This is a genomic window from Salinispora pacifica CNR114, assembly GCF_000514775.1.
In the GTDB taxonomy this organism is placed as follows: Bacteria; Actinomycetota; Actinomycetes; order Mycobacteriales; family Micromonosporaceae; genus Micromonospora; species Micromonospora pacifica.
Window position 1 is genome coordinate 144998 of sequence record NZ_AZWO01000007.1, and the last position, 20005, is coordinate 165002.

Annotated in this window: 22 protein-coding genes and 1 tRNA gene; 11 read left to right on the forward strand and 12 right to left on the reverse strand. The window is 71.4% G+C overall.

The window, feature by feature from the left end; all coding sequences use genetic code 11:
* Positions 1–3: 3 nt before the first annotated feature.
* Both B118_RS0106275 and B118_RS0106280 read right to left on the reverse strand, forming a co-directional pair.
* Entirely contained in the window at positions 4–546 is a 543-nt protein-coding gene (locus B118_RS0106275; RefSeq protein ID WP_272945069.1) for a dihydrofolate reductase family protein, read from the reverse strand.
* A gap of 176 nt (positions 547–722) precedes the next feature.
* On the reverse strand, positions 723–1022 hold the full coding sequence (locus B118_RS0106280) for a hypothetical protein (RefSeq protein WP_018810336.1): 300 nt from the start codon (positions 1020–1022) through the stop codon (positions 723–725).
* Between the two features lie 548 nt (positions 1023–1570).
* Between B118_RS0106280 and B118_RS0106285 the strand changes: the two genes are divergently transcribed.
* The 3 genes from B118_RS0106285 to B118_RS0106295 all read left to right on the forward strand — a co-directional run bounded on the left by B118_RS0106285 (position 1571) and on the right by B118_RS0106295 (position 3029).
* On the forward strand, positions 1571–2383 hold the full coding sequence (locus B118_RS0106285) for a helix-turn-helix domain-containing protein (RefSeq protein WP_028192523.1): 813 nt from the start codon (positions 1571–1573) through the stop codon (positions 2381–2383).
* The gene (locus B118_RS0106290) at positions 2374–2556 is read left to right on the forward strand and encodes a DUF397 domain-containing protein (protein WP_018810334.1); all 183 of its coding nucleotides are present in this window, start codon (positions 2374–2376) and stop codon (positions 2554–2556) included. Before B118_RS0106285 ends, B118_RS0106290 begins: the two co-directional genes overlap by 10 nt.
* Before the next feature lie 284 nt (positions 2557–2840).
* Positions 2841–3029 (forward strand): DUF397 domain-containing protein, encoded by a 189-nt coding sequence (locus B118_RS0106295; protein ID WP_026270476.1) that lies wholly within the window; start codon positions 2841–2843, stop codon positions 3027–3029.
* 24 nt (positions 3030–3053) lie between these two features.
* On the opposite strand, the gene B118_RS0106300 is transcribed toward B118_RS0106295, so the two are convergent.
* The 8 genes from B118_RS0106300 to B118_RS0106335 all read right to left on the reverse strand — a co-directional run bounded on the left by B118_RS0106300 (position 3054) and on the right by B118_RS0106335 (position 10460).
* Complete coding sequence (locus tag B118_RS0106300) at positions 3054–4091, reverse strand: ABC transporter ATP-binding protein (RefSeq protein ID WP_028192524.1); 1038 nt, start codon at positions 4089–4091, stop codon at positions 3054–3056.
* Complete coding sequence (locus tag B118_RS0106305) at positions 4088–4924, reverse strand: ABC transporter permease (RefSeq protein ID WP_028192525.1); 837 nt, start codon at positions 4922–4924, stop codon at positions 4088–4090. The genes B118_RS0106300 and B118_RS0106305 overlap by 4 nt, the downstream gene beginning before the upstream one ends.
* Positions 4921–5778, reverse strand: coding sequence for an ABC transporter permease (locus B118_RS0106310; protein ID WP_018810330.1), 858 nt, complete (start codon positions 5776–5778; stop codon positions 4921–4923). Before B118_RS0106310 ends, B118_RS0106305 begins: the two co-directional genes overlap by 4 nt.
* Positions 5775–6986, reverse strand: coding sequence for an ABC transporter substrate-binding protein (locus B118_RS0106315; protein ID WP_028192526.1), 1212 nt, complete (start codon positions 6984–6986; stop codon positions 5775–5777). Before B118_RS0106315 ends, B118_RS0106310 begins: the two co-directional genes overlap by 4 nt.
* A 17-nt stretch (positions 6987–7003) precedes the next feature.
* Positions 7004–7627, reverse strand: coding sequence for a CDP-alcohol phosphatidyltransferase family protein (locus tag B118_RS0106320; protein WP_028192527.1), 624 nt, complete (start codon positions 7625–7627; stop codon positions 7004–7006).
* Positions 7627–8346: a TVP38/TMEM64 family protein gene (locus B118_RS0106325; RefSeq protein ID WP_028192528.1), complete on the reverse strand. Its 720-nt coding sequence runs from the start codon at positions 8344–8346 to the stop codon at positions 7627–7629. Before B118_RS0106325 ends, B118_RS0106320 begins: the two co-directional genes overlap by 1 nt.
* Positions 8343–9791: a dihydrolipoyl dehydrogenase family protein gene (locus tag B118_RS0106330; protein ID WP_028192529.1), complete on the reverse strand. Its 1449-nt coding sequence runs from the start codon at positions 9789–9791 to the stop codon at positions 8343–8345. Before B118_RS0106330 ends, B118_RS0106325 begins: the two co-directional genes overlap by 4 nt.
* A 123-nt stretch (positions 9792–9914) precedes the next feature.
* Positions 9915–10460 carry a CGNR zinc finger domain-containing protein gene (locus B118_RS0106335; RefSeq protein WP_026185640.1) on the reverse strand — a complete coding sequence of 182 codons (546 nt, stop codon included), beginning with the start codon at positions 10458–10460 and terminating at the stop codon, positions 9915–9917.
* Positions 10461–10543: 83 nt separating this feature from the next.
* Between B118_RS0106335 and B118_RS0106340 the strand changes: the two genes are divergently transcribed.
* Genes B118_RS0106340 through B118_RS0106350 form a run of 3 tightly spaced genes read left to right on the forward strand, consistent with a single transcriptional unit; the run spans position 10544 to position 14002 of the window.
* Positions 10544–11506: an EamA family transporter gene (locus tag B118_RS0106340; RefSeq protein WP_018222302.1), complete on the forward strand. Its 963-nt coding sequence runs from the start codon at positions 10544–10546 to the stop codon at positions 11504–11506.
* Positions 11507–11525: 19 nt separating this feature from the next.
* Positions 11526–12245 carry an HAD family hydrolase gene (locus B118_RS0106345; protein WP_027646593.1) on the forward strand — a complete coding sequence of 240 codons (720 nt, stop codon included), beginning with the start codon at positions 11526–11528 and terminating at the stop codon, positions 12243–12245.
* Between the two features lie 53 nt (positions 12246–12298).
* Positions 12299–14002, forward strand: a complete 1704-nt coding sequence (locus B118_RS0106350) for a S8 family serine peptidase (protein ID WP_018810324.1) — start codon at positions 12299–12301, stop codon at positions 14000–14002.
* A 123-nt stretch (positions 14003–14125) separates the two neighbouring features.
* On the opposite strand, the gene B118_RS0106355 is transcribed toward B118_RS0106350, so the two are convergent.
* On the reverse strand, positions 14126–14797 hold the full coding sequence (locus B118_RS0106355; protein ID WP_027657580.1) for an IclR family transcriptional regulator: 672 nt from the start codon (positions 14795–14797) through the stop codon (positions 14126–14128).
* A 62-nt stretch (positions 14798–14859) separates the two neighbouring features.
* Here B118_RS0106355 and cysS point away from each other — a divergent pair, with 62 nt between their 5' ends.
* Complete coding sequence (gene cysS / locus B118_RS0106360) at positions 14860–16275, forward strand: cysteine--tRNA ligase (protein WP_018222306.1); 1416 nt, start codon at positions 14860–14862, stop codon at positions 16273–16275.
* Positions 16275–17420 (forward strand): 23S rRNA (guanosine(2251)-2'-O)-methyltransferase RlmB, encoded by a 1146-nt coding sequence (gene rlmB, locus B118_RS0106365; RefSeq protein ID WP_018810322.1) that lies wholly within the window; start codon positions 16275–16277, stop codon positions 17418–17420. Before cysS ends, rlmB begins: the two co-directional genes overlap by 1 nt.
* Positions 17421–17492: 72 nt before the next feature.
* On the opposite strand, the gene B118_RS0106370 is transcribed toward rlmB, so the two are convergent.
* Positions 17493–18590 (reverse strand): ABC transporter ATP-binding protein, encoded by a 1098-nt coding sequence (locus B118_RS0106370; RefSeq protein WP_018222308.1) that lies wholly within the window; start codon positions 18588–18590, stop codon positions 17493–17495.
* Positions 18591–18897: 307 nt separating this feature from the next.
* Here B118_RS0106370 and B118_RS0106375 point away from each other — a divergent pair.
* The 3 genes from B118_RS0106375 to B118_RS32695 all read left to right on the forward strand — a co-directional run bounded on the left by B118_RS0106375 (position 18898) and on the right by B118_RS32695 (position 19975).
* A tRNA-Thr gene (locus B118_RS0106375) sits at positions 18898–18971 on the forward strand.
* Between the two features lie 131 nt (positions 18972–19102).
* Positions 19103–19291, forward strand: coding sequence for a hypothetical protein (locus B118_RS32690; protein WP_238323867.1), 189 nt, complete (start codon positions 19103–19105; stop codon positions 19289–19291).
* A 393-nt stretch (positions 19292–19684) separates the two neighbouring features.
* On the forward strand, positions 19685–19975 hold the full coding sequence (locus B118_RS32695) for a tyrosine-type recombinase/integrase (RefSeq protein ID WP_028185586.1): 291 nt from the start codon (positions 19685–19687) through the stop codon (positions 19973–19975).
* The last annotated feature ends 30 nt before the right edge of the window (positions 19976–20005 follow it).

A 20005-nucleotide genomic window follows, 5' to 3' on the forward strand; every position in this document is an offset into this window, starting at 1 on the left:
AGCTCAGCGCAGAATCTGGAACCGCAGGTGGGTCGCCTGGGGTGTATCGATCACACCCACGTTCTCCAACCGCAGGGCGGTATCGTCGAACAGCTTTATCCCGTCACCGATCACCAGGGGCCGTACCGCCAGCCGGATCTCGTCAACGAGCCCCGCGGCCAGGCACTGCTGGGCGAGCTGGGCGCCGCCGCCGATGATGACCTCACGCTCCCCCGCAACGGCCTGCGCACGGCGTACGGCCTCGGCCACGTCCGGGATGAAATGGAAGACGGTATCCCCTTTGGCCACCTGCTCCGGCGTGCTGTGCGAGACGACGAAGTGCTCGACCGGGAACGGGTTGTCCACGAACCCGTCCTGGCTGGCGCCCTGGTCGTAGGTGCGTCGCCCCATGACCATCGCGCCCATGTTGCGCTGTAGCTCCTCGACGATCGCCTGGCTCTCTGGCGAGGGTGCGAAAAACCAGTCATGCAGCCCGGCGGGCCCACCGTCCGCGGCGGCGATGCAGCCATCTACCGACATCGTCATATCCAAGACCACTTTTCCCATGAAACCTCCACCGGTTGCTGGCATCCTGTTTCGCGAGCCGGGAACCGCGCTCCTGACCACCTCTCCGGGGTCGCTGAGGTGTCATGAGCACGAGAAGCTCGCTTCCACCGATGCCACCATCACCCACCGACATTCCGGTGACCCGCCGACTCACCGGGTGCCCCGCCGTGGCGGTGCTATCCAACCCCGTCATCCTGATCTGGATTCGCTGTCGGGCTGCTTCGGGGTGTCCAGGCAAGGAAGCGGTCGAAGAGGGTCTTTGGATCTGGGTCCTTCTGTGGGTGGAGTTTGTGCAGGTCGGCTGCGGCGTCGTGGAGTTGGTTGCAGAGGTAGATCCGGAGCGCGACGAGGTCCTTGGCGTACTCGTGGCACAGGGTGAGTCGGGCGGTGGCGCAGGGCCAGGGTGCGGCGCAGGTACGGCAGATCCAGAGTGGGCGTAGTGGCAGGTGTGGTCGGGCGGCGGGAGGGGTCACCATTTGCCGCCGTTGGCGCGCCAGGTTTGGGCGGGGGTGAGCCAGCCGACGCGGCCAACCTGGGGGTTGGCGACGGTGGGGGCGTTCCACGCGGGGCGGTTCGGTGGGGGCGCGGCGGTGGTGGGTTCGGTTGGCACGGTGGTGTGGCGGTCCGGGCAGGTTCGCCAGCGTAGGCCGCAGGAGCACCGGGGGCGGGGCCCGCGCCAGACCGGGTGGTGTCGGGGTGCGAGCGGGATGGGGCGTTGGTTGTGGGGCCACCGGAACGGGTGGAGAAGCCAGCTTCGGATAGATCGAGACATAGCGCTGCCCTTCTTGAATCCACTGTGAGTGTCACGCCCCCGGCGGTGGAGGTCGCCCGGCCGGGGGAGCGGGCGACCCACCGCGACGCTGCGTTCGGAAATGGAAGCGAGCGTCGTGCTTCACAGTGTGCTGATGGCGCGGCTACGGTCGGAAGGGTTTGGCCGTGTTGTGCGAGGGCCTTTGGGTGGGGCTGGGGTTGCGGGTGGCGCGGTACTGGAGTCGATCAACCGGTTCGTGGAGGGCGGTTGGAGATGGCGACTGGAGAGATGACCGCTGCGGCGTTTTTGGTGGCGGAGTTGCGGCGGGCGCGGGTTCGGCGGGGCTGGAGTCAGGAGGAGTTGGCCAGGGCCATCAACTATTCGCCGTCGATGGTCAGTGCGGTGGAGTTGGGGCAGGCGCCGCCGACCAGCAAGTATCTCGAGCAGTTCGACAAGGCGCTGGACACCGGCGGCCTCTTCACCCGCATGCTGACGAACCTGGTCAGTCTGGATCGTGCCCAACCCTGGCTACGCGGCGGTGGCGAGATCGTTTCGCAGGCGCGGGTGCTGCGGTGGTTCGAACCGCTCTACGTTCCCGGTCTGCTCCAGACCGAGGCGTACGCGCGTGCCGTCTTCGAGGCAGGTGGCCTGCTTGAGGCAGCGGAGGTGGAGGCGCGGCTCAACGAGCGGATGGAAGGCCAGCGCATACTCTACGACGAGGAGCAGCCGCGCCTGGTGGCGGTGGTAGACGAGGCCGCTCTGCGTCGACAGGTCGGGACCCGTAAGACCATGTATGACCAGACTGCTCACCTCGCCCGGGTGGCGACCGAGCATCCCCGTGTTCGGCTGTATGTCGTGCCACTGTCAGGGCAGGAGTATCCGGGGATGGGCGGGCCGTTCATCCTCGCGACCCTCCGTGAGGAGACGGAGTTGGCGTTCCTCGCGACGCAGGTGGGTGGGCAGGAAGTCGATCAGCCGTCGGATCTCGGGCGGCTGCAACGGGTCTGGGAAGCTACCCTTGGCGAGGCATTGCCTCCACAGGAGTCGATCGAACTGGTGAGGAAAGTGACGGAGTCATGGACTTGACGGGTGCTACCTGGCGGAAGAGCAGTCGCAGTGCTCAGACCAACGACTGTGTCGAAGTGGCCACGAACCTGCCGGGTGTGGTGGGGCTGCGGGACAGTAAGGACCCGGCGGGGCCGGCGCTGACGATCGACCCGGGTTCCTGGCGGTCCTTCCTGGTCTCGCTGCAACGCTAGGACCCCTCGTCCAGGATCTGCTGCCGACCGGCGCTGGGCGGATTCAACTTGGCGCTGCCCCTCTTTCTTGAATCGACCGTGCCACCGCGACGCCGCGTTCGGGACAGGCGTTGTGCTTCACAGTGTGCTGATCGCGCGGCTACGGCCGAAGGGTTCGGCTGCGCTGCGTGAGAGCCTTTGGCCGGGCTGAGGTTTGCTGGTGGCGCGGTACTGGAGTCGATCAACCGGTTCATGGAGGGCGGTTGGAGATGGCGACACGAGATGACCGGAGAGGTCGCGGAGCCATGGGCCTGATGGGTGCTACCTGGCGTAAGAGCAGCCGGAGTGGTTCCAACGACCAATGTGTTGAGGTGGCGACGAACCTGCCGGGTGTGGTGGGGGTGCGGGACAGTAAGGATCCGGCGGGGCCGGCGCTGACGATCGACCGGGGTTCCTGGCGGTCTTTCCTGGCTGCGCTACGCGTCGGCGAGTAGCCAGCGCGGCGCGGCCTGTCCTGGCTACGGGGTGACCACGCTGAGGTGGGCCGGGGGCAGCCAGAGGTGGGTGTCGTCGCCGGGGCGCAGCGGTGCTGCCGGCCCGGTGGTGAGCTGCAGGGTGACTCCCGCGCTGGTGGCCTGGATGTCGAGGTGGGTGCCCCGGTCGGTGACGGCGGTGATGGTCGCCGACACCACGTTCTCCCCCTGCTGGTCGCCGACCACGATGGCTGCCGGGCGAATGAGGAGCAGGCCCGCTCCTCGGTGGTCGGTGTCGAGGCGGAGCCGGCCGAGGGGGCAGTCGAAGTGGCCGGCGGAAGCGGTGCCGGGGATGGCGTTGCCGGCGCCGCCCAGGAATCGGGCGACGGCCAGGGTCGCGGGCCGGCGAAACAGGTCGGCGGGCGGGGCGTGCTGCGCGACCCGGCCGCCGAGGAGCACGGTGACCGTGTCGGCCACGTCGGTGGCCTCGTCGCGGTCGTGGGTGACGAAGAGGGTGGTGCTGCCCTCCCGCCGGTGCAGCTCGGTGAGGAGCGCCCGCATGTCGCCGCGTAGCTGTGGGTCGAGGGCGCTGAACGGCTCGTCGAGTAGCAGGACACCGGGGCGGGCGGCCAGGGCGCGGGCGAGGGCGACGCGCTGCTGCTGGCCGCCGGAGAGTTCGCCGCTGCGCCGCTCGCCGTAGCCCGGGAGCGCGACGGCGTCGAGCAGCTCGGCGACCCGCCGTTGGATGGCAGCGCGGTCGGTGCCGCGCATCCGCAGGCCGAAGGCGACGTTCTCGGCCACGGTGAGGTGCGGGAAGAGCAGGGGGCGTTGGAAGACGACGCCGAGGTCGCGCCGGTGCGGGGGCTGGCGCAGGACACTGTGGCCGGCGAGCCGGACGTCGCCGCCGGTGGGGGTGCTCAGCCCGGCGACGATCGACAGGAGGGTGGACTTGCCGCTGCCGGAGGGCCCGAGGACGGCGGTACGGGTGCCCGCCGGCACCTCCAGGGTGACCCGGCGCAGCGTCGGCGTGGTGGCACCCGGGTAGGTGTGGTCCAGGTCGGCGATGGTGATGTCGGTGGTCATCGGCCGACTCCGAGTAGGGCGGTGTCTCGGCCGGCGAGTCGCCGGGCGGCGAGGGCGGTCAGCAGCAGGGGCGGGGCGACGGCGACCAGCGCGATGGCTGCGGTGGCGGCCTGATTGCCACTGCCGGCGGCGGTGGCGAAGAGCAGCAGCGGCACGGTGGTGACGACGCCGCCCCCGATGAGCAGGGTCAACAAATAGTCGCTCCAGGAGATGAGGAAGGCGAACATGGCGGCGACGAGCAGGCCGCCGCGCAGCTGGGGGAGGCTGACCTCGCGGAACGCCCGCCACGCCCCGGCGCCGAGGGTGCGGGCCTGCCGCTCCAGGGCGGGGTCGACCCCGGCCCACACCCCGGACATCAGCAGCGTGGCGTACGCGGTGGCCGCCGGTAGCTGGGCCAGGATCACGCCGGTGAGCGAGTCGGCGAGCCCGGCACGCAGGTAGACGATCTGCGCGCCCATGGCGACGGCGAACGGGGGCACCAGTACCGGGGCGAGCAGGACCAGCTCGATCAGCCGTCTTCCCGGCAGCCGGTACCAGGCCAGCGCGCGTCCGGCGGCGGCTCCGAGGGCGGTGGCGAGGACGGCGACGGCGGCGCCGATGCCGATGGAGGTGGCGACGGCCTCGGCGAGGCGGGACTGCGGGCCGAGGGCCTGCTCCCAGCCGGCCAGCGACCAGCGGTTCGGCCACAGGTCGGGGTAGAACCACTGGTCGGTGAAGGCCTGCACGGCCAGCGGCAGCAGCGGCCCCGCCACCCAGAGCCCGGTGAGGACCAGCACCGTGGGGCGGGTCAGCGCCGCGCCGAGCGGCCGGCGGGGTCGCCGCGCTTCCGTCATCGCCGCGCTCCCGTCACCCGGCCGACGGCCCGCCGGCTGGCCCCGGTGTACGCGAGTGCCGCCGCGACGGCGATGACCGCGATCAGCAGGGCGATGGCGACGCCCTCGGCCCGGCCGGAGAGTTCGGCGGCGGTGAACCGCTGGTAGGCGAGGACCGGTAGCGGCTGCGGGTAGGCCCGGCCGAGCAGTGCGGGCACCTCGTACGCGCCGAGGGTGAAGGCGAAGATCAGCACCGCCACGGCCAGGATCGACGGGGCGAGCAGGGGCAGGGTCACGTGCCGCAGCACCTGCCGGGGGCGGGCACCGAGGGTGGCGGCGATCCGTTCGTGCTCGGCGACCGGCCCGCCGAGCGCGGCGAGGACGACGATCAGCACGAACGGTGCCTCCTTCCACACGTACTCGGCGATCACGGCGACCGCGTGCGGGTCGGCGACCAGGGCGGGCAGCGCGACGCCGACGGTACGGGCGACGCGGGCCAGCAGGCCGGAGTCGGCCAGCAGCAGCCCGATCGCGACCGCGCCGATCAGGTGCGGCACCGGCAGCCCGAGCTGGGCCAGGAAGGTGGCCGTGCGTCGGCCCGCGGCGGTGCGGCGCAGGGCCAGGGCGGCGGCGACCCCGATGGCGACGGCGAGCCCGGTGGCGACGGTGGAGATCCAGAGGCTCAGCAGCAGCCCGTCGGTGAACGCCGGACCCTCGGTCACCCGCTGGTAGGCGGCCAGGCCGACCGGTGTGTCGGTGAACCCGGCCAGGCCGAGGCTCTGTGCGAACCCGTAGCCGAGCCCGCCGCCGAAGAGCAGCACCACGGTGGCCAGCGCCGGCAGGATCAGCAGGAGGCCGGTGCGGCGGTGGTTCACTGTTGCAGTACCTCGCGCCGCCAGCCCTCCTCCAACGGCGGCAGCCACTCCGCCCGCAGCTCCGGTTGACTGTTGCGCGACAGCTGGTCGTAGCTCGGCACCTGGGCCGAGGCGGGCAGGGCGGCGAAGCGGTCCCGCCACTCGACGTCGAGCGTGTCGAGGTCCACGGCCGGATACTGGCCCCACCCGTCGGGGCGGGCCTTCTCGTACTGCAACTCGGGGGAGAGCATCAGGTCGGCCAGGGCGAGGGCGGCGGAGCGGTTGGCGGCGTTGGCCGGTATGGCGAGATAGTTGGTGTTGCCGATGGTGCCCTCGTCCAGCAGCAGGGTACGGGTGGTGGCCGGGAACTGTCCCCTTTCGACCAGGCTGGTCACCTGCGCCGGCCCGTACGTCATGGTGAAGTCGACCTGCCCGTTGGCGTACAGGTCGTTGAGCTCCTTCTCGTTGGCCGGGTACGTCTCACCCGCGCGCCACAGGGCGGGCCGCAGCTCGCGCAGGGTCTGCCACAGTGGCGGGGTGAGCCGGTCGTAGGCGGCCTGGTCGAAGTCGTCCGGGATCTGGCCGACCCCGCCGGCCTGGGTGTAGAGGGCGTGCCGGACGAAGACCGAGCCGGTGAAGTCCGGCGGGGCCGGGTAGGTGAACCGGCCCGGGTGGGCGCGGATCCAGTCCAGTAGCCCGGCGAGGCTGGTCGGCGGGTCGCTGACCCGGGCGGAGTCGTAGCTGAACGCGAACTGGGCGCGACTCCACGGCACCTCGCACCCCTCGACCGGGGTGCCGAAGTCGTTGGCGACGGTCGGCTCGGACCAGTCGACGTAGCGCATGTTCGGCAACAGCTCGACCAGCCCGCACTGCCACAGCCCGGCCTGCTTGCCGGTGCGGAAGTTCTCCCCGTTGATCCACACCAGATCCACCGACCCGCCCGAGCCGCGGCCGGCCTGTTTCTCGCCGAGGACCTTGTTGACCGCCAGGGCGGTGTCGGTGATCGGTACCCGGTTGATCCGGACGTCGAGGCGCTCGCGGGCGGCCGGGGCGACGACCTCGTCGAGGTAGCGGTTGGCGCCGTCGTCGCCGCCGTACATGAAGAGGTTGACCGTCTGCCCGCGGGCCTCCCGCAGCACCTGGGCGAAGTCGCGGGGGGCGGGGTCGGCGTCGCCGGTGCCGGCGGTGCAGCCGGCGGCGAGTAGGCCGGCCGCGGTCAGCGCCGCCACCGCGCGCCATCGTCGGTTCATCGGGTGGGCCTCCCGGCGGGCTCGGACAGGGTACGGACAGCGTGCACGACGCGTTGCCCGGCGGTGATGGCCACCACGGCGGCCCACCCCCAGGCGAGCTGCCCGGCGAGATCGGGCAGCAGGCAGAACAGGGCGTGTACGGCGATGGTCTCGGCGCCCTCGGCCAGTCCACCGAGGAAGTGCAGCGACCGCTCGTCACCGCGTTCCCGGCCGACGCGTTCGGCGATCGACGAGTACGCGAGCAGCGTCGCCCCGTTGACGTAGTAGGTCACCAGCAGGACCAGGAACGGGGTGGCGGGCCCGTCGACGCCGACGGCGACCCCGGCGACGAACGCCCCGTACACGGTGAAGTCCGCGACGATGTCGAGGAAGCCGCCCAACGGGGAGGCGGTGCCACGGCGGCGGGCGAGGGGCCCGTCGAGGCCGTCGGCGAGCCGGGACACCAGCCACGCGACCAGCGCCGGCCACCACCAGCCGGCCGCCGCGGCGGCGCTCGCGGCCAGGCCCAGGGTCAGGCCGGCGGCGGTCAACCGGCCGGGCGTCACCCACGGCCGGTCCACGGCGGCGGCGACCCGGTCCAGGGTCTTGGCGAGGACCGGCCGCAGACGTGCGTCGATCATCAGGTGGTGCCCTCGGCGGTCGGCGTCCGGCGGGAGTCCCGGCGGCGAGCCCGGCGGGCCGCTGCCGCACCGGCCAGGGTCAGCGCGGCCAGACCGGCCACGGCGGCGAGGAACTGCGGCGAGGTGGGGTGAGTCAGCGAGCCACCGACCGCGGTGTAGGCGACGATTCCCGGCGTCATGCCGATCGCCGAGCCGAGGGCGTAGTCGCGCAGCCGCACGGCGGTCACCCCGGAGCCGTAGTTGAGCAGCGCGAACGGGACCAGCGGCACGAGGCGCAGCCCGATCACCGCGATCAGCCCGCGGCGGGCCAGGAACCGGTCCAGGCGGTGCAGCCGGCCGCCGACGAGCCGCTCCACGGCCGGGCGGCCCAGCAGCCGACCGAGCAGGAACGACGCCACCGCCCCGGTGGTCGCCCCCAGCAGCACCACCACTGACCCGCCGACCACTCCGAACAGCGCCCCGGCGGCCGCGGTGAGCAGCACCCCGGGGACCAGCAGCACGGTGCCCAGCGCATACCCGGCGATGTACAGCAGCGGCGCCCACGGCCCGGTGGCGGCCACCCGGTCCCGCAACACTGTCACGTCCGGGGTGCCCTGGGTGGCCAGCAGGGTCGCCGCACCGGCCAGTAGCACCACCAGGAAGACCAGCCTCGGCCACGGTGAGCCGACGATCCGGACGAGCCGGGACGCCGCCGCGGGCTGGACCGATTCGTCGGTCATCGGTTCCCACCCCGGATCGGGTGCAGGGCGCGGCGCAGGGTGCGGAGCGCGGTCATCGCCCGGGCCGGCAGCGGCGCGGTCAGGTCGGCGCGAAGCTGGGCGAGACTGGCGTTCCACGGCCCGTCCGCGTACGTCGGGTAGGGGTGCACGGTGCTGGCGACGTCGCGTACCTTCGCGCCACGCCGGATCGCGGCGGCGAGCTCGGCGATCGACTCACCGGCCCGGGGCGAGACGACGGTGGCGCCGAGGAGCCGGCCGCCCGGCCCGCTCACCAGCTGGGTGAATCCGTCGGTACGACCGTCGGTGATCGCCCGGTCGACGTGGTCGTGGGAGAGCCGCTCCGCGCGGGCGCGGGTGCCGTGCCGCTGGCGGGCCTGGGCGAGGGTCGCCCCGACACGCGCCACCTCCGGGTCGGTGAAGGTCACCCACGGTACGGCGGCGTAGTCGATGCGGCGGCGCAGCCCGAGCAGCGCGTTGGTGGCGGCGTACCCGCCCTGCACCCCGGCGACGTGGGTGAACGGGAGGGTGCCGGTGACGTCACCGGCGGCGTAGATCCGCCGGTTGCTGGTCCGCATCAGGCCGTCGATCATGACGTGCCCCGGTTCGGCGCAGCGCACGCCGGCGGCGGCCAGGCCCAGGTCGGTGCTGCGCGGTCGGCGTCCGGTGGCGACCAGGATCCGGTCGAACTCGACCGTCTCGCCGCTGCTGAGGTGGAGCGTGCCGGCGGTGACCCGGTTGACGGCGGTCCCGGTCACCACGGTCACCCCCTCGGCCCGCAGCCGCTCGGCGATCAGCGCGCCGGCCTCCGGCTCCTCCTTGCCCAGCAGCCGGTCGGCCACCTCCACGACGGTGACCTCGACGCCGAGCCGGGCAAGGGCCTGGCCCAGCTCGCAGCCGATCGGGCCGCCACCGAGGATCGCCAGTCGCTGAGGTAGCTCGGTGAGGTCCCAGAGCGTGTCGGTGGTCAGCGGGTCGGCCTCGGCCAGGCCGGGCACGGTGGGTAGGGCCGGTGCGGCACCGGTGGCGATCAGTGCCCAGCGGAATCGCGCCGGTCGGGTGCCCACGTCGTCGGTGATCCGCAGCGTCGCCGGGCCGGTGAACTCCGCCCGGCCGGCCACCACCGTCGCCCCCGTCGCGCTGATAGCGGCGGGGGAGTCCACCGGTTCGATCCGGCTGATCGCCGACCGTACGTGGGCGAGCACGGCGGCGTCGTCGATCTTCGGCGGGCCGGCCTGCACCCCGTACCGGTCGGCGGTGCGGACGGCGTGCGCGGCGTGCGCGGCGGCGATCAGCGACTTGCTGGGCACGCAGCCGGTCCAGAGGCAGTCACCACCGGTGCGGGCGGATTCGACCAGCAGCACCCGGGCACCGAACCGGCCGGCGGTCTTGGCCGCCACGAGCCCCGCGGTGCCGCCACCGAGGACCACCAGATCCCACTCTTCCACCCCACCAGCCTTCCTCGCTGCGCCGCCCGTGCGACCGCGCCTGTCCAGGATGCCCGGTCGGGGCCGGGGTTACCGAGCTCCGTAATGCAACGGTCAGAACTGGGGTCGCGGCACCACGGCCGGTCAGGGCCGGCTGGCGGTCTTGCGCGCGCGGTAGGCGGTGACGGCGGCCCGGTTGCCGCAGCCGGCGTCGCAGAAGCGGCGGGATCGGTTCCGCGACAGGTCGACCAGAACGTTGCCGCACCCGGGGTGGTCGCAGCTTCGTAGCCGGCCCAGCTCGCCGCTGCGGACGAGGTCGGCCATCGCCATCGCGGCCTCCACCGCCATCCGGGTCGCCAGCGGCGCGTCCCGGGGCACCGCGTGCAGGTGGTACGGCTCGTCGTCGTGCGTGATGAGCTGGGGCAGGGCGGCGTTCTCCCGGAGCAGCCCGTTGACGATGGACACGATCTCGTCGGTGTCGCCGTGCCAGAGGCGGCGCAGCCGGGGGCGCAGCTCGCGTACCGCCCGGAGCTCGCTGTCGGTGTGCTCGTGCCGTCCGCTGTACGCGTGGGCGATGAAGAAGTTGTCCAGCGCGGTCGTGTCGGGCAGACCGTCGCCGGCGCTGCCGTCGGTGTTCACCAGGGCTGCGGCGGCGATCAATGAATGCTCGGTGTCATGGGCAAAAAGCAATTTGACTCCTATCCTGGTAACGCTACCGTCATCGACGTAAGCGCATCTTGCCCATTACATGGTGTTGTTGCCAAGGAGAACCCATGCGTCAACCCCCGCGCGGCAGCGCCGGCCTCCTGCTGGCGGTGCTCTCGGCACTGACCTTCGCGACCTCCGGGACGTTCGCCCGCTCGTTGATCGACGCCGGGTGGTCCGCCGAGGCGGCGGTGGTCGTCCGGGTCGGCCTCGCCGCCCTGGTGTTGCTGGCGCCCGCGGTGCTGGCGCTGCGCGGTCGCTGGTCGCTGCTCCGGCGCAACGCCGCCTCGATCACCGCGTTCGGGCTGCTCGGCGTCGCCCTCGCCCAGGTGTGCTTCTTCAACGCGGTGCGCTATCTGCCGGTCGGCGTCGCGCTGATGCTGGAGTACCTGGCCGTCGTGGTGGTCGTCGGCTGGATGTGGCTGGCCCACGGGCAACGACCCCGCCGGCTCACCGTCGCCGGGTCGATCGTCGCCCTGGCCGGGCTCGGCCTCGTGCTCGACCTCGCCGGGGCCGGGCGGCTCGACCCGGTGGGGGTGCTCTGGGGGCTCGGCGCGGCCGTCGGGCTGGCCGGGTACTTCGTGCTCGCCGGCCGGATGGACGCGAACCTCCCGTCGGTGGTGCTGGCCTCCGGTGGAATGGCGGTCGGCGCCGGCGTGCTGCTCCTTCTCGGGCTGGTCGGGCTGTTGCCGCTGCGGGCGTACACCGGCCCGGTCGACTTCGCCGGGCAGCGCACCAGCTGGCTGGTGCCGGTGGCGGGGCTGGTGCTGGTGGCGGCCGTGCTCGCATACCTCACCGGGGTCGTCTCGACCCGTCTCCTCGGTGCCCGGCTGGCCTCCTTCGTCGGCCTGACCGAGGTGATGTTCGCCGTGCTCATCGCCTGGCTGGTGCTGGCCGAGCTGCCCACCGTGGTCCAACTCGCCGGTGGGGCCCTGATCGTCGCCGGGGTGGCCCTGGTCCGCCTCGACGAGCCACGCGAGACCCCAACGGTGGAGCAGGACCAGAAACCGGCACTCGCCACCCGCGGTTGACCCTGGCAAGCTCGACGCCATGCTGAGGACGGTGGTGTTCGACGCGGACGAAACCCTGCTCGACCTGCGCCCAGCGATGACCGGCGGGCTGCTGGCCGTCCTCGACGAGATGCGCCGGTTTGACCCGGCGGCGGCTGCGGTCTCGCTCGCTGACCTGGAGCACGACTGGTCCGTAACCTTCGCCGCGAACCCTGCTTGGCCGACGCCGGAGCTGCGACGGACGGCGCTCTCCCGTTCGCTGTCCCGGGTCGGGCTCAACGCGCACCTGGATGACCTGCTGGCGCACTACTTCGCCCGGCGGTTCGCGCTGACCCGCCCCTTCCCGGATGTGCTGCCCGCCCTCGTAGCCCTGGCGGAGAGGTGGGCGGTGGGTTATGCCACCAACGGCAACAGCCGCGCGGAGCGGTGCGGGCTCGCCGGGAGGTTCGCCTTCGAGGTGTACGCGCACGACAACGGGCTGCCGAAGAAGCCGGCACCGGAGTTCTACGCGGCGGTGGTCCAGGCGGCCGGGGTGCCGGCCGAGCAGGTGGTGTACGTCGGCGATTCGATTGCCCACGACGTGGTCGGGGCGCAGACCGCCGGGCTGCGTGGAGTCTGGCTCAACCGCGATGGCCGAACCTGCCCGCCGGGGGTGCGGCCAGACGCGGAGCTGTCCACTTTGACGGATCTTCCTGCCGTTCTGGCTGCTCTTGCGGACGAAGGCGATCTTCGGGCGCAATCGGAACGACCCCTGGTGTAAATGCCGATGGTGCTGTTCGATGACTGCCACGTCCCGCAACGAGAGGATCCGATGTGAGCAGACGCTTCACCGCTGGCGCCGTCGCTACCGTGACGGGCCTGGCGTTGACGGTCACGGGGCTCAGCGTCCCCGCTGGCGCCGCACCGAGCAGCAGCGAAACCTTCACTGTGGTCGCAGAGGACGGCGTCAGCGCCGAGGCGGCCCTGGCGGAGATCAAGGCAGCCGGGGGCGCCGTCGTAACCCGGATCGACGATGTCGGCGTGTTCCAGGTGACCAGCGACCAGGCGGACTTCACCGATCGGATCGCCGAGGCCGACACCCTGATCGGTGCCGTCGAGCAGAAAGCCATCGGCCGTAAACCGAAGCTGGACCCGGTTGAGCAGGAGGCGCTGCTGACCGCCATCAACGGAAAGGGCTCCGGCAAGGGCAAGGGGTCCGGCGGCAAGGGCAAGAAGATGGACCCGCTGGACGACAAGCTGTGGGGCCTGGACATGATCCGCGCCGACAAGGCCCGGAAGAAGGAGCCCGGCGACCAGCGCGTCACCGTCGGCGTGCTGGACACCGGCGTCGACGCCAGCCACCCCGACATCGCGCCGAACTTCAACTGGGCGTTGTCCCGCAACTTCGCGCCGGACCTGCCCGAGGTCGACGGCGAGTGCGAGGTGGCGAGCTGCCTCGACCCGGTCGGCACCGATGACGGCGGCCACGGCACCCACGTGGCGGGCACCATCGGCGCCGCTGCCAACGGCTTCGGCCTCTCCGGTGTCGCGCCGAACGTCTCGCTGGTGGAGCTGAAGGGCGGCCAGGACTCCGGCTACTTCTTCCTGGAGCCGGTGGTGCAGTCGTTGCTGCACGCCGGGCGGGCCGGGCTCGACGTGGTGAACATGTCCTTCTACGTCGACCCGTGGCTCTACAACTGCACCGCCAACCCGGCCGACTCGCCCGAACACCAGGCCGAGCAGCGGGCCATCATCAAGGCGATGAAGCGGGCGCTGAACTTCGCCCACCGACAGGGCGTCACCCTGGTCGGCTCCCTCGGCAACAACCACGAGGACCTGGGCGACCCGCGGATCGACACCTCCAGCCCGGACTTCGGTGACACCCCGCCGTACCCGCGTGAGATCGACAACGACAGCTGCTGGGACCTTCCGGTCGAAGGGCCGCACGTGATCGGCGTCTCCGCCGTCGGCCCGTCCGGCAAGAAGGCCGCCTACTCCAACTACGGCACCGAGCGGATCGGCATCGCCGCGCCCGGCGGTTGGTACCGCGACGGTTTCGGCACCGACACCTTCAGCACCTACCCCAACCTGATCCTCTCCACCTACCCGGAGAAGGTGCTCAAGGAAGACGGCCTGGTGGACGCGGACGGCAACATCGATCCGAGCGTCGAAGGGCTCGTCTTCAAGGACTGCAAGAGCAACGGTGAGTGCGGCTACTACCGCTACCTGCAGGGCACCTCGATGGCATCGCCGCACGCCTCGGGCGTGGCCGCGCTGATCGTCAGCAAGCACGGGAAGAAGCAGGGCCGCGGCGGCTACGGCCTGGCCCCGGACCTGGTCGAGCAGCACCTCTACCGCACCGCCACCGAGAAGGCGTGCCCGAACCCGCGGCTGCAGCAGTACCGCGACGAGGGCCGCGACGAGACCTACGACGCGTACTGCGCCGGTGGACGTAGCTTCAACGGCTTCTACGGGCACGGCATCATCGACGCGTACACGGCGGTAACCACCCCGCTCAAGTCGCACGGCCGGCCGTAGGGCGGACCGAGCACAAGGCCCGGCCGACCCGACAGGTCGGCCGGGCCTTCCGCTTCAGCACCGCTCGTCGGCGCCAACTGTCAGCGCGGCCCGTCGGCCGCATCCGTCGGTGGCCCGTCGGTTTCAGCGCAGCGCGTCGGCGACGGTGCCGGCGGCCGTGCGGACCTGGCCGCCGACCACCTCGGTGTCCAGCGGCGTCAGGGAGACCACCCCGACGCTCGCCTCCAGTCCGGGCACGCCCAACACGGCCGCGGCCACCCCGTGCGCCCCGGACTGCAACTCCCCAGCCGTGTTTACCGGCTCGGCCACGCCGGCTCGGCCGGCGAGAATCGCCCGCCCCGCCGCCCCGCGCTCCAGCGGATGCCGCGCCCCCGTCCGGTACGCCACGTGCAGGGCGGTCCAACTCGGCTCGACCACCGCCAGCGCGACGCCCTCACCGCCCTCGACCACGGTCAGGTGCGCGGTCGCGCCGGTCTGCTCGGCGAGTTGCCGCAGCGCCGGCAGCGCCCCCTCGGCCAGCAGCGGCTGGGCCCGCCGGGCCAGATTCAGCACCCCCACGCCGAGGCGGAGCCGGCCATCGGTGTCCCGGCGCAGCAGCGCGTGCGCGCTCAACGGCGCGACCAACCGGTACACGGCGGCGCGCCCGATCCGCAGCTGGCCCGCCAGCTCGGTGACGGTCAACCCGCCGGGCGCGTCGGCGACCAGGTGCAGCAAACGCAACCCCCGGTCCAGCGTCTGTGCGCTCTCGCCACCCCGCGGGGCCGGCGGGTCGCTGCGTCGGGGGGTCGTGTCCACGCCAGCAGCGTACGACCCGGCTCCCGGCGGCCTGGGGAAGCGGGGACGGATACCCTTGTCCGGTGACCCTACGCCTGTATGACACCGCCACCCGTTCGGTGCGGGACTTCGTCCCGCGGGAAGCCGGCAAGGTGGGGATCTACCTGTGTGGTCTCACCCTCCAGGCGCCGCCGCACATCGGGCACCTTCGCTCCGGCGTCAACTACGACGTGCTCCGGCGGTGGCTGCTGGCGCGCGGGTTCGAGGTCCGCTTCATTCGCAATCTTACCGATATCGACGACAAGATCCTGGTCAAGGCGGTGGAGCAGGACCGACCGTACTGGTCGATCGCCTACGCCAACGAGCTGAAGCTGACCGCCGCGTACCGAGCGTTGAACGTGCTGCCCCCGACCTACGAGCCCCGGGCCACCGGGCACATCCCGGAGATGCAGCAGCTGATCACGAAACTGATCGACGCCGGCCACGCCTACCCGGCCCCCGACGGCTCCGGCGACGTCTACTTCGACGTGCACTCCTGGCCCGCGTACGGGGCGCTGTCCAACCAGTCCCCGAGCGACATGCAGCCCGCCGGCGACGCCCCCGACCGGTGCAAACATGACCCGCGCGACTTCGCCCTCTGGAAGGGCGCCAAGCCCGGCGAGCCCGCCGACGCGTACTGGCCGTCGCCGTGGGGTCGGGGCCGGCCCGGCTGGCACATCGAGTGCTCGGCGATGTGCTGGCGCTACCTCGGCAGCGAGTTCGACATCCACGGCGGCGGGCTGGACCTGACCTTCCCGCACCACGAGAACGAACTCGCCCAGTCACAGGCCGCCGGCCTGCCGTTCGCCCGCTACTGGGTGCATCACGGCCTGCTCAACATCGGCGGCGCGAAGATGGGCAAGTCCTGCGGCAACTCGCTCGACCTGACGTACGTGGACTCGCTCGGGGTACGTCCGGTGGAGCTGCGCTACTACTACGCCGCCGCCCACTACCGGTCGATGATCGACTACTCGGAGGACGCGCTGCGGGAGGCAGCCGTCGCGTACCGGCGGATCGAGGGCTTCGTGCAGCGCTCCGCCGAGCGGGTCGGCGCCGGCCAACCCGCGGTGGTGCCCGCGGCGTTCGCCGCCGCCATGGACGACGACCTGAACACCTCCGCGGCGCTCGCCGTGCTGCACGAGACGGTTCGGGACGGCAACACCGCGCTGACCGGCGGCGACGATGTGACCGTCCGCACCGCGCTCGGCCAGGTGCGGGCGATGCTGGATATCCTCGGGGTCGACCCACTCGACCCTGCCTGGAGTGCCGGCGGCGGCACCGACGACCTCTGCGCCGTGGTCGACTCGCTGGTGCAGCTGGCCCTGGAACAGCGGGCGCAGGCACGCAGCCGCAAGGACTGGTCCGCCGCCGACGCGATCCGCGACCAGCTCAAGCAGGCCGGTGTGGTGGTCGAGGACACCCCCCAGGGCCCCCGTTGGACTATTGGAGAGCAGGACTGATGGCCGGCAACTCGCAGCGCCGTAGCCGACGGCTGACCCCGAAGGCAGGCGCCCCGAAGGGCTCCGGCGGCAAGGGGCGGGACGCCCTCGCCGGCCGGGGCCGAACCCTGCCCGCCGACGAGCGGCCGTGGCACAAGGCGTACTCGGGCACCGAGAAGCTGCCCCAGCGCACCGCCTGGAAGCAGGAGAAGGAGCGGCGGAGCGCGGCCGAGGAGGGACGCGCCCCGAAGATCGGTAAACCCGGCACGAAGGACACCACCTGGGGTAAGGGTGGCGGTCGGGGCGTCCCCACCAACAAGAGCGGCCGGGGCGTCCCCACCAGCGGCGGCCGGGGTCGGCCGGAGAGCCGCAGCGGTGGCCCGCGGGTCGCCCCCGGTCGTCGGACGAACCCGGCGAAGGACGCTCCCGAGCTGTTGGTCGGCCGCAATCCCGTCCTTGAGTCACTGCGTGCGAACGTGCCGGCCACCGCCCTCTACGTGGCGCAGGGACTCAACACCGACGACCGGATCAGCGAGATCGTCCGGACCGCGGCGGACCGGGGCATCGCGATGCTGGAGGTCAGCCGCGCCGAGCTGGACCGGATGACCGGCGGCGTGCTGCACCAGGGCGTGGGCCTGCAGGTGCCGCCGTTCCGGTACGAGCCGTTCGAGGAGCTGACGGCGGCGGCGCTGGAACAGCCCGCCCCGCTGCTGGTGGCGCTCGACGGCGTTACCGACCCGCGGAACCTGGGTGCGGTGATCCGATCGGCCGCCGCGTTCGGCGCGCAGGGAGTCTTCGTCCCCGAACGGCGGGCCGCTGGGATCACCGCGACCGCCTGGCGGACCAGCGCCGGTGCCGCCGCGCGGGTTCCGGTCGCCCAGGTCACCAACCTGACCCGGGCACTGAAGGCGTGCAAGGACGCCGGCTTCCTCGTGGTCGGCCTGGACGCCGACGGGGAGACCGACCTGTACCACCTGGAAGCCGCCGTTGGCCCGCTCGTGGTGGTGGTGGGCTCCGAGGGGCGCGGCCTGTCTCGGCTGGTAGGCCAGACCTGTGACCTGACCGTTGGAATCCCGATGGTCTCCGACGTCGAGTCGCTGAACGCCAGCGTCGCGGCGGCGGTGACGCTGGCCGAGGTGGCTCGCCGCCGGGCCGCCGAGGGCTGAACTCCGCACCCGAAAAGGGGGCGGTCCGCATCAGCGGACCGCCCCCTTTTCTCGTAGCTCAGGATTCGTAGCTCAGGACGGGATCCGGAGGCCGGTCTTCGAGTTGAAGATGTGGCTGCGTCCGGGCTGCGGCCGGACGAACACGGTGCCGCCCATGTTCGGCATGGTGCGCCGGTCAGTGCGGACCACGAACCGCTCGTTGGTGCCCTCCATCGCGGCGTGACCGTAGATGTTCGCGTCCGACCCGAGGTCCTCGACCAGCTCAACGGTGACCGGCAGGCCGCCCTCGGTCGGGCTGACCAGCTCGCAGTCCTCCGGACGGAAGCCCACCACGACCTGGTCGCCGGCCCCCTCGGCGCGGGCCGCCTCGACCTGCTCGCGGGTCAGCGGGATGTGCATCTCGGCGAACTCGGCGCCCTTGTCGGTCAGCGGCACGGTCTTGATGTTCATCGCCGGCGAGCCCATGAAGCCGGCAACGAAGACGTTGGCCGGGGTGTCGTAGAGCGCCCGCGGCGTGTCGACCTGCTGGAGCTCGCCGTCGAGCAGGACCGCCACCCGGTGCCCCATCGTCATCGCCTCGACCTGGTCGTGGGTGACGTAGACCGTGGTCACACCGAGCTTGGACTGCAGCGACGCGATCTGCGTACGGGTCTGCACCCGAAGCTTGGCGTCGAGGTTCGACAGGGGCTCGTCCATCAGGAAGACCTGCGGCTCACGGACGATCGCCCGCCCCATCGCCACCCGCTGGCGCTGGCCGCCGGAGAGCGCCTTCGGCTTACGGCCGAGGTACTCCTCCAGCTGGAGCAGCGTCGCCGCCTCCTTGACCCGCCGGTCGATCTCCGCCTTCGGGGTCTTGCGCAGCTTGAGGGCGAACGCCATGTTCTCGTACACCGACATGTGCGGGTAGAGGGCGTAGTTCTGGAAGACCATCGCGATGTCGCGGGACTTCGGCGGCAGGTGGGTCACGTCCCGGCCGTCGATGGAGATCGAACCCTGGTCAACGTCCTCGAGGCCGGCGAGCATGCGCAGGCTGGTGGACTTACCACAACCGGAGGGGCCGACCAGGACCAGGAATTCGCCGTCGCCGATCTCCAGGTCGAGCTGGTTGACGGCGGGCCGCTCGGTGCCCGGGTAGATCCGGGACGCCTTGGCATAGGTAACCGTGGCCATGGGGGTGCTTCCTTTCACCGGCAGGAACGTGCCGGACGATCCGAGTGAAAGAGCGGACCGGCCCGCAGCTGCGACCCGGCCCACGGGCGACGGGCGTCGACCGCGTTCCTGAACGGTAGATCGGTTTTCTCCGCGTGCCAAGAACGGGAGTAGCTGGTGGGACCGGGACCATGCGCATAACGGTCAGGCGGGCAGTGCCGGGCATGAAACGACGGCAGTCCGGGCCTGCTGCCGACGGAGGTCGTGCTGACCGGGCCCGCCGCGCGGGAAAACTGGACGTCAGTCGCTATGCTGGCGTCGGCAACACGCCCCTGTAGCTCAGCTGGACAGAGCACTCGCCTTGTAAGCGAGATGTCGCCGGTTCGATCCCGGCCGGGGGCTCAAACCTGGCTCCACCTGCACAAGGTCGGTAAGCCTCCTGAGGAGGCGAACCGAACGATGCTTGGAAACCACTCGCTTGGCGACGTTGCGAGGATGCCGGGCTCCCAACATCCCGGGGCATGGTGATCCGTATGCCTGTCCAGCACGCCGAGACACCTCGCCCTGAGCCTGGCCACTATCGCGCCTGGCTCAACTCGTGGGCACTCGCCATGCGGTCCGACGGCCTCGGTATGCGCACCGTCGACATGTACGTAGACGCTGCTGTGCTGTTCTCCGGGCGGCTACTCGCGACCCAACCGATGGTTCATGATTGGGAGTAGGTCGGCCGGGACCACCTTCGGGAGTTCTTCGCCTGGCTTCGCGCCGGGTTAACCCTGTCCGCACCGTCTCCAGCCCGGCACCACGCCCAGCTGCAACGGCTATGGCAAGGGCTATGTATACAACGTCCGCCGGTGCCTTCAGCAGTACTTTGCCTGGTACGCCAACGAGGAAGATCGCCCCAACCCGTTCGAAACGGTAGCCGTACCCGCTGCGCCGAAGTCGGATGAGAATCCACCCCAGGTACTCACCGTTGACCAGCTTGCCACCCTTATCAAGGACGCTGAACGGAGCCGTGATTTCGAAAGCCGGTGGGACGTCGCGATTCTGCGGCTCCTCGCCGCTACAGGTGTCGACTGGGAGAGCTTGCACACCTTCAGCTCGACGATGTCGACGTGTATGGGCGTGAGGCTGTCGTTACCGGCAAGGGCGACCGGAAGCGAACCGTCAGGTTCGACGCCAAGGTGGCGCGGGCACCCGACCGGTACCTTCGCTCCCGCGCCAAGCGCGTCAAGGTAGCCACACCAGCGCTGTGGCTCGGCCACCGTGGGCCACTGACCGCCAATGGCATCTACCAGCTACTCACTCGGCGGGGTGAGCGACTCGGCATCCAGTTGTATCCACATTTAATGCGTCACACGTTCGCTCACCGGTGGTTCGACGAGGGTGGCGCCTCTTGGCCGTAGCGGGCTGGGAGTCGCCGCAGATGCTGCGCC

Bases quoted from the DNA above. Each gene is read 5' to 3' on its own strand.
- B118_RS0106300 (WP_028192524.1), bottom strand. From the start codon at position 4,091: ATGACCACCGACATCACCATCGCCGACCTGGACCACACCTACCCGGGT.
- B118_RS0106305 (WP_028192525.1), bottom strand. From the start codon at position 4,924: ATGACGGAAGCGCGGCGACCCCGCCGGCCGCTCGGCGCGGCGCTGACC.
- B118_RS0106280 (WP_018810336.1), bottom strand. From the start codon at position 1,022: ATGGTGACCCCTCCCGCCGCCCGACCACACCTGCCACTACGCCCACTC.
- B118_RS0106370 (WP_018222308.1), bottom strand. From the start codon at position 18,590: ATGGCCACGGTTACCTATGCCAAGGCGTCCCGGATCTACCCGGGCACC.
- B118_RS0106340 (WP_018222302.1), top strand. From the start codon at position 10,544: ATGCGTCAACCCCCGCGCGGCAGCGCCGGCCTCCTGCTGGCGGTGCTC.
- B118_RS0106295 (WP_026270476.1), top strand. From the start codon at position 2,841: ATGGGCCTGATGGGTGCTACCTGGCGTAAGAGCAGCCGGAGTGGTTCC.
- B118_RS0106320 (WP_028192527.1), bottom strand. From the start codon at position 7,627: ATGATCGACGCACGTCTGCGGCCGGTCCTCGCCAAGACCCTGGACCGG.
- B118_RS0106275 (WP_272945069.1), bottom strand. From the start codon at position 546: ATGGGAAAAGTGGTCTTGGATATGACGATGTCGGTAGATGGCTGCATC.
- B118_RS32690 (WP_238323867.1), top strand. From the start codon at position 19,103: ATGCCTGTCCAGCACGCCGAGACACCTCGCCCTGAGCCTGGCCACTAT.
- B118_RS0106345 (WP_027646593.1), top strand. From the start codon at position 11,526: ATGCTGAGGACGGTGGTGTTCGACGCGGACGAAACCCTGCTCGACCTG.
- B118_RS0106325 (WP_028192528.1), bottom strand. From the start codon at position 8,346: ATGACCGACGAATCGGTCCAGCCCGCGGCGGCGTCCCGGCTCGTCCGG.
- B118_RS0106290 (WP_018810334.1), top strand. From the start codon at position 2,374: ATGGACTTGACGGGTGCTACCTGGCGGAAGAGCAGTCGCAGTGCTCAG.
- rlmB (WP_018810322.1), top strand. From the start codon at position 16,275: ATGGCCGGCAACTCGCAGCGCCGTAGCCGACGGCTGACCCCGAAGGCA.
- B118_RS0106285 (WP_028192523.1), top strand. From the start codon at position 1,571: ATGGCGACTGGAGAGATGACCGCTGCGGCGTTTTTGGTGGCGGAGTTG.